11 protein-coding genes are annotated in these 12,655 nt (G+C 64.6%); all 11 read left to right on the top strand.

The annotated features are described in order from the left end of the window. The first annotated feature begins 62 nt into the window (after positions 1–62). The 11 genes from leuC to truA all read left to right on the top strand — a co-directional run bounded on the left by leuC (position 63) and on the right by truA (position 12,654). On the top strand, positions 63–1,469 hold the full coding sequence (leuC, locus tag EV669_RS12925) for a 3-isopropylmalate dehydratase large subunit (protein ID WP_054285981.1): 1,407 nt from the start codon (positions 63–65) through the stop codon (positions 1,467–1,469). 9 nt (positions 1,470–1,478) lie between these two features. After that, entirely contained in the window at positions 1,479–1,601 is a 123-nt protein-coding gene (locus EV669_RS12920) for an entericidin A/B family lipoprotein (RefSeq protein ID WP_132098905.1), read from the top strand. After that, positions 1,598–2,236 carry a 3-isopropylmalate dehydratase small subunit gene (gene leuD / locus EV669_RS12915; RefSeq protein WP_055433653.1) on the top strand — a complete coding sequence of 213 codons (639 nt, stop codon included), beginning with the start codon at positions 1,598–1,600 and terminating at the stop codon, positions 2,234–2,236. The genes EV669_RS12920 and leuD overlap by 4 nt, the downstream gene beginning before the upstream one ends. A 55-nt stretch (positions 2,237–2,291) precedes the next feature. Then, a complete protein-coding gene (gene leuB, locus EV669_RS12910) occupies positions 2,292–3,377 on the top strand; it encodes a 3-isopropylmalate dehydrogenase (protein WP_404810868.1) in 1,086 nt (361 codons plus the stop codon). A 136-nt stretch (positions 3,378–3,513) separates the two neighbouring features. After that, positions 3,514–4,626: an aspartate-semialdehyde dehydrogenase gene (gene asd, locus EV669_RS12905; protein ID WP_055433790.1), complete on the top strand. Its 1,113-nt coding sequence runs from the start codon at positions 3,514–3,516 to the stop codon at positions 4,624–4,626. A gap of 126 nt (positions 4,627–4,752) precedes the next feature. Beyond that, entirely contained in the window at positions 4,753–5,757 is a 1,005-nt protein-coding gene (locus tag EV669_RS12900) for an aspartate-semialdehyde dehydrogenase (protein ID WP_132098903.1), read from the top strand. Positions 5,758–5,940: 183 nt separating this feature from the next. Beyond that, complete coding sequence (locus EV669_RS12895) at positions 5,941–8,307, top strand: FimV/HubP family polar landmark protein (protein WP_132098902.1); 2,367 nt, start codon at positions 5,941–5,943, stop codon at positions 8,305–8,307. 82 nt (positions 8,308–8,389) lie between these two features. Further along, positions 8,390–8,716 carry a hypothetical protein gene (locus EV669_RS12890; protein ID WP_132098901.1) on the top strand — a complete coding sequence of 109 codons (327 nt, stop codon included), beginning with the start codon at positions 8,390–8,392 and terminating at the stop codon, positions 8,714–8,716. 44 nt (positions 8,717–8,760) lie between these two features. Beyond that, positions 8,761–11,250 (top strand): FimV/HubP-related protein, encoded by a 2,490-nt coding sequence (locus EV669_RS12885; RefSeq protein ID WP_132098900.1) that lies wholly within the window; start codon positions 8,761–8,763, stop codon positions 11,248–11,250. A gap of 28 nt (positions 11,251–11,278) precedes the next feature. After that, the gene (locus EV669_RS12880) at positions 11,279–11,869 is read left to right on the top strand and encodes a hypothetical protein (protein ID WP_132098899.1); all 591 of its coding nucleotides are present in this window, start codon (positions 11,279–11,281) and stop codon (positions 11,867–11,869) included. Beyond that, on the top strand, positions 11,866–12,654 hold the full coding sequence (truA, locus tag EV669_RS12875; RefSeq protein WP_132098898.1) for a tRNA pseudouridine(38-40) synthase TruA: 789 nt from the start codon (positions 11,866–11,868) through the stop codon (positions 12,652–12,654). The genes EV669_RS12880 and truA overlap by 4 nt, the downstream gene beginning before the upstream one ends. Position 12,655: the final 1 nt, after the last annotated feature.

The following is a 12,655-nucleotide window of genomic DNA, read 5'->3' as shown; positions in this document are numbered from 1 at the left end:
AACCCTATGCCAGAATGGTTTTTCAAGTATTTGAAAACGGCTTACGAACCGGCAGAGAGACCATGAGCGCGCAGACCCTTTACGACAAACTCTGGGCAAGTCATGTGGTGCGCGAGGAGGACGACGGGACCGTCCTGCTCTACATCGACCGACATCTTGTCCACGAAGTGACTAGCCCGCAGGCATTTGAAGGCCTGAAAATGGCGCAGCGCCCGCTGTGGCGAGTGAGTTCCATCGTTGCCACAGCAGACCACAATACGCCCACGGACCATTGGGAGGACGGCATCAAGGATCCGGTGTCCCGGCAGCAGGTGGAAACGCTGGACGCCAACATCAAAGCCTTCGGGGCGCTGGCTTATTTCCCCTTCCGGGACCGCGGGCAAGGCATCGTGCACGTCATGGGGCCGGAGCAGGGCGCTACGCTGCCTGGCATGACGGTTGTGTGCGGAGACAGCCACACCTCTACCCATGGGGCTTTCGGCGCGCTGGCCCACGGCATCGGTACCTCTGAAGTGGAGCACGTGATGGCCACGCAGTGCTTGGTGGCCAAGAAGTCCAGGAACATGCTGGTGCGCGTGGAAGGTGACCTGGGTACGGGCGTCACCGCCAAGGATGTGGCGCTGGCCATCATCGGCCGCATCGGTACCGCCGGCGGCACCGGGTATGCCATCGAGTTTGGCGGCAGCGCCATCCGCAGCCTTTCGATCGAAGGCCGGATGACGCTTTGCAACATGGCCATTGAGGCCGGTGCGCGCTCCGGGCTGGTGGGCGTGGACGAAAAAACCATTGCTTACGTAAAGGATCGGCCGTTCGCTCCGAAGGGCGAGCTGTGGGACAAGGCGGTGGCCTACTGGCAGACACTGCATTCTGACGAGGGCGCTCGCTTCGATACGGTGGTCGAGATGCGGGCCGAGGACATCCGGCCGCAAGTGACCTGGGGCACCTCGCCGGAAATGGTGACCGACATTGGCGGGCGGGTACCCGATCCGGCCCGCGAGTCCGATCCGGTAAGGAAAGCCAGCATTGAGCGCGCCTTGACCTACATGGGGCTGGTGCCTGACACCCCGATCAGCGAGATCCCCGTGGACATCGTCTTCATCGGTTCCTGTACCAATTCCCGCATCGAGGACCTGCGGGCAGCCGCGGAGGTGGCACGCGGGCGTCGCAAGGCCGAGTCGGTCGAGCGGGTGCTGGTGGTGCCGGGTTCAGGCCTGGTCAAGGCACAGGCCGAGGCAGAAGGGCTCGACAAGGTGTTCATCGAGGCGGGGTTCGAATGGCGCGAGCCGGGCTGTTCCATGTGCCTGGCCATGAATGCCGACCGTCTGCAGCCGGGGCAGCGCTGCGCCTCCACCTCCAACCGCAATTTTGAAGGCCGTCAAGGGCAGGGGGGGCGCACCCATCTGGTCAGTCCTGCCATGGCCGCGGCTGCGGCCGTGACAGGCCGGTTCGTAGACGTGCGGGCGCTGTAAGGGGCTGACATGCTGTTGCGAATCACCCTGCTCCTGGCAGCCAGCCTACTTCTGGCCGGCTGTCACACCATTGCCGGCTTCGGCAAAGACGTCCGCAGCGCCGGACAGGCAATCGAAAGGGCCGCTCAATGAAGGCATTCACCACACTCGACGGGCTGGTCTGCCCGCTAGACCGTGCCAACGTCGACACTGACGCGATCATTCCCAAGCAGTTCCTCAAGTCGATCAAGCGCTCCGGCTTCGGCCCCAACCTGTTCGACGAATGGCGCTACCTGGACCATGGCGAGCCCGGCATGGACAACAGCCGCCGCCCGGTCAATCCACAGTTCGTGCTGAACTTCCCTCGCTACCACGGCGCGCAGGTGCTGCTGGCGCGTGAGAACTTCGGCTGCGGCTCCAGCCGCGAGCATGCGCCATGGGCACTGGAGGATTATGGCTTCCGCGCGGTCATCGCACCGAGCTTCGCCGACATCTTCTTCAACAACTGCTACAAGAACGGACTGTTGCCGATCGTGCTGCCTGCAGATGTGGTCGACCGGCTGTTTGCCGAATGTGAGGCCAGCGAGGGCTACCGCCTGACGGTGGACCTTGCGGCGCAGACGGTGACCACCCCAGCGGGCGAGGTCTTCGGCTTCGAGATTACTGCACACCGCAAGCACTGCCTGCTCAACGGGCTGGATGAGATCGGGCTGACGCTGCAGCATGCCGACGAGATCCGCGCCTACGAAGCGCGCCGCCGCGCCGAACAGCCCTGGCTGTTTGCCTGAGCGACCCGAGGGGTTGGCCGAAGCCTTCGGCCAACCGCCCCACCGACCCGACGGAATGAACACCATGAAAATCGCAGTTTTGCCCGGAGACGGCATCGGCCCCGAAATCATCGCCCAGGCGCAGCGCGTGCTGGACGTGCTGCGTCAGGATGGCCTGGCCATCGAAACCGAGGAAGCCCCGCTGGGGGGCGCCGGTTACGATGCCTACGGTCAGCCCTATCCGGACGTCACCCAGAAGCTCTGCCGTGAGGCGGACGCCGTGCTGCTTGGCGCTGTCGGCGGCCCGCAGTACGACACGCTGGATCGCCCGCTGCGGCCTGAGCGCGGGCTTCTGGCCATCCGCAAGGACCTCAACCTGTTTGCCAACCTGCGCCCCGCAATCCTGTATCCGGAATTGGCCAATGCTTCCACGCTGAAACCGGAAGTGGTGTCGGGCCTGGACATCATGATCGTGCGCGAGCTCACCGGCGACATCTACTTCGGCCAGCCGCGGGGCATCGCCGTCAACGAGCTGGGCGAGCGCGAGGCCTACAACACCATGCGCTACAGCGAGAGCGAGATCCGCCGCATCGCCCATGTAGCGTTCGGCATTGCGATGAAGCGCAACAAAAAGCTGTGTTCGGTGGACAAGGCCAACGTGCTGGAAACCACCGAGTTCTGGAAAGAGATCATGATCGACGTGGCGCGGGCCTACCCCGAGGTGGAGCTCAGCCACATGTACGTCGACAATGCCGCGATGCAGCTGGTGCGCAATCCCAAGCAGTTCGACGTGATGGTCACCGGAAACATCTTCGGCGACATCCTTTCCGACGAGGCCTCCATGCTCACCGGCTCCATCGGCATGCTGCCCTCGGCCTCGCTGGACCAGAACAACAAAGGGTTGTACGAACCCAGCCATGGCTCGGCGCCAGACATTGCGGGCAAGGACCTGGCCAACCCGCTGGCTACCATCCTGTCCGCAGCCATGATGCTGCGTTACACCTTCAGCCAGGAAGCGGCTGCGCAGCGGGTGGAGGGCGCCGTCAAGACTGTGCTGGCACAAGGTTACCGCACCGCAGACATCCATGAGGCCGGCTGCCAGAAAGTCAGCTGCTCGGGCATGGGTGACGCAGTGGTGAGGGCCTTGGCGGCACAGCACTGAAGAAAGGGAAAACCCTGTTGTGCTGGATGCTGTTGCCCTGCACAATGAAGGAAACCAACAAGACAACAAAGGGCGCCCACGGGCGCCCTTCTGCAACAGTTTTCCCATCTTGAAGACAGAGAATCAGGAGAAACCAGTGAGAGTAGGGTTTGTAGGCTGGCGCGGCATGGTCGGCTCGGTGCTGATGCAGCGCATGCGCGAGGAAAACGATTTCGCGGTCATCGACGAGCCGGTGTTCTTCACCACCTCCAACGTGGGCGGCAGCGCGCCGGATATCGGTTGCGACGTGCCCGCCCTCAAGGATGCACGCAGTGTCGACGCCCTGAAGGCCATGGACGTGATCGTCACCTGTCAGGGTGGCGATTACACCAACGAGGTGTACCCCAGGTTGCGTGCCGCCGGCTGGAAGGGCTACTGGATCGACGCCGCTTCCGCGTTGCGCATGGAGGACGACGCCATCATCATCCTCGACCCTGTCAACCGTAACGTGATCGACCAGGGCCTGGCCCAGGGCGTACGTGACTACATCGGTGGCAACTGCACCGTTTCGCTGATGCTGATGGCGCTGGGCGGCCTGTTCCAGAACGATGCGGTGGAGTGGGTAACGTCGATGACGTACCAGGCCGCTTCCGGTGCCGGGGCGCAGAACATGCGCGAGCTGCTCACCGGCATGGGGGCCATCCACGGTAAGGTATCCGGCCTTCTGGCCGACCCGGCCTCGGCCATCCTTGACATCGATCGCCAAGTCTCCGACTTCCTGCGGGATGATGGCTTTCCCAGCCAGCACTTCGGTGCGCCGCTGGCCGGCAGCCTGATCCCCTGGATCGACAAGGACCTCGGCAACGGTCAGTCCAAGGAAGAGTGGAAAGGTAGTGTCGAGACCAACAAGATCCTCGGCCGTTCCGCCAGCCCCGTGCCGGTGGACGGTCTGTGCGTGCGCATCGGTGCCATGCGCTGCCATAGCCAGGCCCTCACCATCAAGCTCAAGCGTGATATTCCGCTGGACGAGGTGGAATCCATGCTCGCTTCGGCCAACCCCTGGGCCAAGGTCGTGCCCAACACCCGCGAGGCCAGCATGCGCGAACTGACGCCTGCGGCTGTGACCGGCACGCTGACCACCCCGGTGGGACGCTTGCGCAAGATGGCCATGGGCGGCGAGTACCTCTCTGCCTTCACGGTGGGCGACCAGCTGCTCTGGGGCGCGGCAGAACCCCTCCGCCGGATGTTGCGGATCCTGATTGAACGGTAAACTACCGTCCATCCCAGCAGTGCCGGCCTAGCGACCGGCGCCGACGGGGTTGGCCGAAAGGCCAGCCCCGTTGTCATTGCCGCCGCGCGCGGCCAAACCCGAACACTCCCAAGCAGGAATTTTGCCATGCAAGTTGCAGTCGTCGGTGCCACCAGTCTGGTCGGCCAGTCCATTCTCGAACTTCTCGCCGTACGCGGCTTTCCGGCTGAGCGCGTCGTCGCTGTGGACGTCCCTGAGCGCGAGGGGGAAACCGTTGCCTACGGCAACCGCGAACTGGAGGTAAGGGCTGTGGACAGCTTCGGCTTTGACGAGATCGCCCTAGCCCTGTTCGCTGCCGGCAGCGACATTGCTCGGGCCCATGTGCCCCAGGCGCGGGCAGCCGGCGCGGCAGTGGTGGACTTCAGTGCCGCCTTTCGTCATGACCCTGAAGTGCCGCTGGTGGCTCCGTCCGTCAATGCTGCTGAGCTCGAAGGGTTGGCCGAAGCGGCGCTGGTGGCCGTTCCCAACTGCACGGTCATCCCGCTGGCACAGGCTCTGCAGGCCTTGCGCCCCCTGGGCCTGCAGCGCGTAACCGTCTCCACCTACCAGTCGGTATCCGGCAGTGGCCAAGCCGCCATGGAAGAGCTGGCCAACCAGACCACGGCGCTTTTCTCGCAGCGTGATGCCGAAGTGACCGTCTTCCCCAAGCGTATCGCCTACAACGTCCTGCCTTTGATCGGCGACCGCAATGCCGAGGGCATCAGCGATGAGGAACAGTCCGTCATTGATGAAACCCGTCGTCTGCTGGGCCAGCCCGAACTGCCTGTATTCGCCACCTGCGTGCGAGTGCCCACCTTCTTCGGCCACGGCTGGTCGGTGACAGTGGACCTGGAGAAAGGGGTGGATGCGGGCAGGGCCGCCTTGTTGCTGCAGGCGGCCGGTATCAAGGTACGGGACGAGAAAACCGCAGACGGATTCGTCACGCCGATGGAGGCCACCGGCAATGATGTCGTCTGGGCCAGCCGCATCCGGCGTCAGGGCAACACGCTCGCCTTCTGGCTGACCGCAGACAACGTGCGCACCGGTGCTGCGCTGCCCGTTGTGGCGATCGCTGAAACCCTTCTCAAAAACGGGTATTTCGCCGTTCGCTGAAAAGGCGGTAGTATTGCCTCCAACGGGAAGCGCGTATGATGCTGGACTAAAAGGCCGGCGCATGCCGGCCGCCACGGTGCGTGCCGTGGCGGGGCGCAATGTCGCCCTTCCAAAAATAAGTAAAACTCCATTGCCGGAAGGTGGATAGTGACAAATCGGGCAAAACTGAAAGTGGTGACCGCCATGGTCGCCATGGTTCTTTCGGCCAACGTGTGGGCAGGGCTCGGAAAGATCAACGTCCGTTCCAGCCTGGGCGAGCCGTTCCGCGCAGACATCGAGCTGACCGGCACGCGTCCGGGTGAACTCGACGCCACCCGGGTCAGCCTGGCCCCGCCGGACACCTTCCGCGACCTCAATGTCGACTACACCCCGATACTGAACGGGCTGCGCTTCTCTGTGGCCCCCGGCCGTGGCGGCAACCCCACGATTCGCGTCAGTTCCACCGCGCCGATCAGCGAGCCGTACCTGCGCTTCGTGGTGGAGGCGCGCACTGCCGGCAACCGCTCGGTGCGTGAATACACCGTGCTGCTGGATCCAGCGGGTTACGGTGCGGCACCGGCGCCTATCGTGCAGGACGCACCGGCCTATGCCGATACCCGTCTTTCGTCACGTTATCTTCCGTCGCGCGGTGCCGCCCGTGCCAGCCTGCCCGAGGGGCCGCTCTACGTGGCGCCGGGCACCACACTGCGGGAACTGGCCCTGCGCATCAAGCCAGCCAATGCCACTGTCAACCAGGCCATGGCCGCTCTGTTTTCGGCCAACCCGCAGGCCTTCATCGCCGGCAACCCGCATCGGCTGAAGGCCGGCGTGACGCTCAAGGCCCCTGCGCCCGCACGGATGCGACAGCTGTCCGATGCCGAAGCCCGTGCCCTGCTGGCGGGCACGCCGGTTGGCGCCGAAAAACCTGCAGCCCGCCCTGTCGACCCGTCCAGCCCGCAGGCCGCTGCCACGGTCGCGCCGACGACTCCGGCTGCGGGTGCACTGAAGCTGGTACCGGCCGAGCCGGCCAGTGCCGACAAGCTGACCGAACTCCAACAGCAAATCACTGCACGTGAACAGGCCCTGCGCGATGCCGAGGCCCGCATCTCGGCGCTCGAACAGCAGATCCGCGCCCTGCAGCCGGGCTTGCCCCCGGTGCCGCCGGCAGCCTCCGCGCCCGTCGCTGAAGCCGTTGCTGCTTCCGAGCCTGTTGCCGCCCCGGCGCCTGCGCCGGTGGCGCCTCCGGCTGTGCAGCCGTCTCCGGCGCCAGCCGCTTCGCAGCCCACTCCCGCGCCGGTCGAGGCCGGGCCATCAATGCTGGACAGCATGATCGACAACCTGCCGGTGGTCGGAGGCGGTGTGGCCGCTACCGTATTGCTCGGCCTGCTGGGGCTGATGATGGCGCGCCGCCGCAAGGCATCGGCCGCCGGTGCCTCGCTGCGCCTGGGCAAGAACGTAGCCGCACCCACCGGGCTGGCGGCCGGAGCTGCCGCCACCGCAGGCAGCGGCATGGGCCATTCCTTCATGACCAACTTCACCCAGGCTGCCGGCGCGATCGACACCGGCGAGGTGGACCCTGTGGCCGAGGCCGAGGTATATATCGCCTACGGACGCGATGCCCAGGCCGAGGAAATCCTGCGTGACGCCCTGGCCAAAGACCCCACCCGCCATGAGGTGCGTCTCAAGCTGATGGAGATCTACGCCAGCCGCCCGGATCCAGTGGCGTTCGAGCCCTTGGCGCGCGAGTTGCATGCAGCGTTCGACGGCAAGGGCGCCTTGTGGGCCAAAGCCGCTGCGATGGGCCTGGCCATCGATCCGACCAATCCCCTGTATCAGGGCACGCCTTCGGCCAGCGACGACAGTGCAACCCTTGCACCGGCTGCCGCCGCGCCGATCGATCTGGATCAGGAACTCTTTGGCACTGCCGAAGAGCCCGTGCAGGCTCCGGTGGCTGCCGTCGAACCCATCCCCGTGCAGCCCGAACCCGTAGAGCCCGTGCCTGACGAGGCCGACGACCCCTTGCGCGCCGCGCTGTTCGCTGATGACCGTACCCCCGAGACGCCCGAGCCGGTGGCCGAACCCGAGGCCGAAAGCGGCAACATGCTGGACTTCGACCTGGACACCGCACTGGGCGAGACGCTCGATCAGGCGCCGGAGCGTCCCGCTGCCCCGGCCCCCGCCGAAGACAATCTGCTGGACTTCGATTTCAATCTCGACAGCTTGACGAGCGACAAGCCTGCGCCACCGGTAGCTGCCGATAATGGCCCGGTCCTGGAAATTGCCGAGGACGAGCAGCAGGCCGCCGGCGCGAGCGGTTTCGATGCGCTATTCGAAGACATGGCGCCGGCCCCGTCCGGCGGTACCGTGCCACCGGCCGCGACCGCTGCCCTTGGCCCTGAGGGGCTTGCCCTCGACGACAACCCGCACACTACCCAACTGGATCTGGCCCGGGTCTACATCGACATGGGCGATCAGGAGGGGGCCCGCGAAGTGCTGAACGACTTGGTCCGCGAGGCGGATGGGTCCGTCCGCGAGGAGGCCGAGCGGCTGCTAGCCCAGCTGAAGGGTTGAGTCGCACTCCCTACCGGGCGTCCAGGCGCCCGGTTTTGATGAACAGACAAGATTGCCTGAATCGGCAAAAACGAGGAAAACGATGAAGAAGTTTAGTCACATTGCACTTGTATTATTGACTATTTTTACCCTTTCCGGGTGTTCCACAGCGAAGTTCCCACAAAATGCGAACAATGTAGCTGTTGTCAACCGAGATGCCTCATACACCGCTAACTGCAAGCCACTCGGCACTGTGAGTTCTGAAATTAATCCTTGGGAGTGGTTTGGTTTAGTTACTGAAGCACAATCCCAAGTCATTTTTGACATGAGGGCAGATGCCTATGAAAGATTCGGGGCCGATACCATTATCCTAAATCACATGGGTCAGTTTAATGGCTCTGCAACCGCCTTGAAATGTTTCAATAAATAATATACTGGATTTTTTATGAAACATAAGATTTTTGCTTTTATTTGATGATGCTGTTGCCCCCTGTCCGCAAGATCAGTCTGATTGCCGCCCTGGTTGCCGGCTTGGGAGTCAGCGGTTGGGCGCATGCCGGACTGGGGCGCTTGCGTCAGGTGTCCGCACCTGGGCAGCCATTCGAAGCAGTCATTCCGGTGGAGGACGAGGCGGTTGGTCCTTCCATGGCGCTGGCGCTGGCCGACCGCAACCGTTATCCCATTCTGTCACCTTACACCGCCTCGGCAGCCCAGCTGCGGTTCAACCCGGTCTATTCTCCAGAAGGTGTGCTCACCGAAATTCGGGTGCGCGGGCCCGCGCGGTTCGACGAAGGCGCCGTACGCTTTGCCGTCGAGCTGAGCTGGCCTTCGGGGCGCGTCGTTCGGGAATATGAAGTCGACCCGCGGGCAGGTGGACAAGGCCCAGCCCCATCCCCTTCGGGCAAGTCGGACCCCGCGAAACATGGGGCAGCGCCCGACCCCATGGCCCGCATTTCCAGTCTCGGACTCGGGGAACTACGCATCAAGTCGCGTATTGGCGAGCCGCTGGAGGCCGAACTCGAACTCTTTGGGCTGGCCGTGCAGGAAGACGCCAGCGTCCAGGCCACCTTATTCCCCAATCCTGAACTTGTGCCGCCCGGCAGTGAGGCTGAAGCCCTGATCGCCTCGATGTCCACCCAGCTGAAGCGCAGCGGTGGCAAGCAATGGCTGATGGTGCGCTCCAGTCGGCCGGTGAACGAGCCGGTAATCGGGTTCGGCGTGGAGGTGCGGGCTGCTTCCTTGCGGGCTCTCAAGCAGTTCACGCTGCTGGTGGACCCATTGGGTTATCAGGTGCAGGAGCGTACGCTGACGCCGGCACCGCATCCGTTTACCGAACCGGTACGGGCCACACGGCGGGCGGTGGAAAAACACCATGTCCATGCCGCCGGTGCCAAAGTCTATCGTGTGGTTGCCGGGGATACCCTGTCGGCCATTGCCGCCCGGACCGAGGGGGGCGGCTCGCTCACCGATACCATGCGCAGACTGTACCAGTCCAACCCCGAGGCTTTCATCGCTGGAGACATGCATCGTCTCAAGACCGGAGCAGCCCTGCATTATCCGGCCCACTGGTCGATTGCGGATGGAGGGCGTTTGCCAGAGCTTGCGTCGAGCGTCACCCCCAAGTCGGCGCCTGCCGTCGAAAAGATCGCTCCGGCCAAGTCTGCGCCCTCCGCGGCGGTAGCTCCCGAGGCCAAGCCTGCCACTGCCGCCCCGGAACCGGTACCGCCGAAGAAGGTGGATGCCGCCCAAGCCGAGCGTCTGCAGAAAATCCTTGCCGAACAGGATCAGCGCCTGTCGCGCGCTGCCCAGCAGGCCGAAGCCTTGGAGGCGCGGTTGCGTGCCTTGAAGGCTGCCAGCACACCGATGTCCGAGGCACGGTCTGCCGCCAGCTCCGAGCCCGTGGCAGCCCAGGCCTTTGCCGGCCCTGCCCAGCCAGCCTCCGTACCGGCAGCCACGCCCGCAAAGCCCGTTGCGCCTGTGGTCGTGCCTCCCGCCCCTGTGGAATCACCCGAGCCGACCATTGAGGAAGCCACCGACTACACGCGCTACCTGGCAGCCGGGGCCACAGGCACGGCTGCGCTGTTGCTGGCCGGTGGCGCGCTCTGGGGTCTGTCGCGCCGCCGTCGCGAAACCGAACAGGCGGTGCCGCCCGAAGGTCCGGCCTCCAACCTTCACTCCCGGCTGACCACCCATCTAGGGCTCGGAGAGGGGTTTGACATCGGGCCGGCCGATGTGCTGGCGGAAGCCGATGTCTATCTAGCCTACGGACGCACCGATCAGGCGCTGGACATTTTGCGCGAGGCCCTGGCCAAGGATCCGATGCGGCAGGACGTTCGTTACCGCATCCTGGAAATCCTGGCTGGCGAGCCGGACAAGACGGCTTTCATCGACGAAGCCCGGGCCGTTGTGGAGGCCTATGGCTCCGACAGTACCTTCGGCCAACGTGTGCGAGTCCTGGGCGCGCAGGTGGCGCCGGGACTGGCACTCTTTGCCGGCCCAGCAGCTGAAGAGGCCAGCGCGGCTCCGGTGCCTGGTTCTGATATTCCAGGCTCGGCCCAAGTCGCGGCCGAGCGTCTGAGCGAAGTCATCAGTTCGCGTCCGGTTGCATCCGAGGTGCCCTCGCTCGCCGAGGCACTGGGCGTGGCGCCTGCCGCCCAAACTGATCTGTCCGTTCAGTTGCCCAACGAAGCGGTTCAGTCTGCGACCACGGGTGAGGCCCCCACTGATGAAGCGCTGGCCTGGCCTGGCGCTCTGCTACCGGGAGCCGACACTTCGGTGGCGCCAGCATCCGATGCCGATCCCCTTGCGGACCTGCCGCCCCTGGCGCCCGCTGCCGTTAACGCGCCTCGCGCCGCGGTCCTCTCCCCGGAGGATGAGGAAAAGCGGGCTTTGGCCAAGCTGTACATGGAGATGGGCGACACCGACACCGCAGAAGCGCTGCTGCGCGAGGTGAGCCATTCCTGATTTCCTACTGCGCCGGGCGCCTTCCGCCTTGATTGTGGCTTGGGCGCTGGGCGCCCTGGCAGTACAACGGCTATCCCTGTGGCCACTGCTGGGCTTGGCCGTCATGACGGTGTTCCTCTTTGGGCGCTCACCGCAGACGCTTTGGCCTGCCTTTACGAGGATGCGCTGGCTGTTTGTTGCCCTGCTGGCCACGCATGGCTGGACCCTTCCCGGCGTTGCGGTGATGGATGCCGTCTGGGCCCCGACCTGGCAGGGCTTGGCCGAAGGGCTGGCCCAGAGCCTGCGGCTTCTGATCCTGGTGTGGTGGCTGCGCCGCATCTGGCTGGTGAGCGGCCGTGATGGCTTCCTCGGTGCGCTCTATCTTCTGTTCCGTCCCTTCCGCCGTCTGGGGCTGCCGGCTGCCACCTTGGCCTGCCGGCTGGGTCTGACCCTCCACTATGCCGACCGGCTGCTGTCCCTGCCGCGCCCCGTCCACTGGCGTCAATGGCCGACTTGGCTTGCCGAAAGCATGGCCCAAACCGGGCCGGATGAGGTAGAGTTGACGCTTTGTCGCTGGCGCGTGCCCGACTGGGTGCTGGTTGGGCTGGCGGTGGCAATCGCAACAGGAATGTGGGCATGAGAATCGCGCTGGGAATCGAATATGACGGCCGGGCCTTTGCCGGCTGGCAGACCCAGCCGCATGGCAATACCGTGCAGGACACGCTGGAAAAGGCACTGGCGGCGATTGCCGGTCATCCGGTGCAGACGGTGGCGGCCGGACGTACCGATGCCGGTGTGCATGCTGCCATGCAGGTGGTGCACTTTGACACCACGGCTGCACGGTCGGCAAATGCCTGGGTACGCGGCGTGAATGCGCATTTGCCGGCCGATGTGGCCGTGCTGTGGGCGCACGAGGTCACTGACGACTTCCATGCCCGCTTCTCTGCCTTTTCACGGTCCTACAGCTACTTCCTTCTTACCCACCCGGTGCGTCCGAGCCTGGGAGCAGGGCGGGTGGGCTGGTTCCATCAGGCCTTGGATGTGGGAGCGATGCGTGAAGCGGCGGGCTGCCTGCTCGGGCAGCACGATTTTTCCAGTTTCCGCGCGGCGCAATGCCAGGCAAAGTCTCCGGTGAAGACGATAGCTCGGCTTGATCTGACCGAAACGGATGGACTGATCCGCTTCGACCTGACGGCCGATGCCTTCCTGCATCACATGGTGCGCAATATCGTCGGTGCGCTGGTCTACGTGGGCAAGGGCGCCTTGGACGTTGCAGGTTTTGCCAGACTGCTGGCGGCACGCGACCGCACCACGGCCCCGCCCACCTTCATGCCGGATGGGCTGTACCTGACCGGCGTGGGCTATCCGGAAAGCCACGGGCTGCCGGCTTCGGCCAACCCTGCGCGTCTGGCATTCTGGAGATGAG

The organism is Gulbenkiania mobilis (genome assembly GCA_004346645.1).
Taxonomy (GTDB): domain Bacteria; phylum Pseudomonadota; class Gammaproteobacteria; order Burkholderiales; family Chromobacteriaceae; genus Gulbenkiania; species Gulbenkiania mobilis.
The sequence above is the reverse complement of the archived record's forward strand: the minus strand, read 5'-3'. Positions and strand labels throughout refer to the sequence as shown.

What these genes read in the sequence shown, in the direction of transcription:
- leuC (WP_054285981.1), top strand. Translation starts at nt 63, where the DNA reads ATGAGCGCGCAGACCCTTTACGACAAACTCTGGGCAAGTCATGTGGTG.
- EV669_RS12920 (WP_132098905.1), top strand. Translation starts at nt 1,479, where the DNA reads ATGCTGTTGCGAATCACCCTGCTCCTGGCAGCCAGCCTACTTCTGGCC.
- leuD (WP_055433653.1), top strand. Translation starts at nt 1,598, where the DNA reads ATGAAGGCATTCACCACACTCGACGGGCTGGTCTGCCCGCTAGACCGT.
- leuB (WP_404810868.1), top strand. Translation starts at nt 2,292, where the DNA reads ATGAACACCATGAAAATCGCAGTTTTGCCCGGAGACGGCATCGGCCCC.
- EV669_RS12900 (WP_132098903.1), top strand. Translation starts at nt 4,753, where the DNA reads ATGCAAGTTGCAGTCGTCGGTGCCACCAGTCTGGTCGGCCAGTCCATT.
- EV669_RS12895 (WP_132098902.1), top strand. Translation starts at nt 5,941, where the DNA reads ATGGTCGCCATGGTTCTTTCGGCCAACGTGTGGGCAGGGCTCGGAAAG.
- EV669_RS12890 (WP_132098901.1), top strand. Translation starts at nt 8,390, where the DNA reads ATGAAGAAGTTTAGTCACATTGCACTTGTATTATTGACTATTTTTACC.
- EV669_RS12885 (WP_132098900.1), top strand. Translation starts at nt 8,761, where the DNA reads ATGATGCTGTTGCCCCCTGTCCGCAAGATCAGTCTGATTGCCGCCCTG.
- truA (WP_132098898.1), top strand. Translation starts at nt 11,866, where the DNA reads ATGAGAATCGCGCTGGGAATCGAATATGACGGCCGGGCCTTTGCCGGC.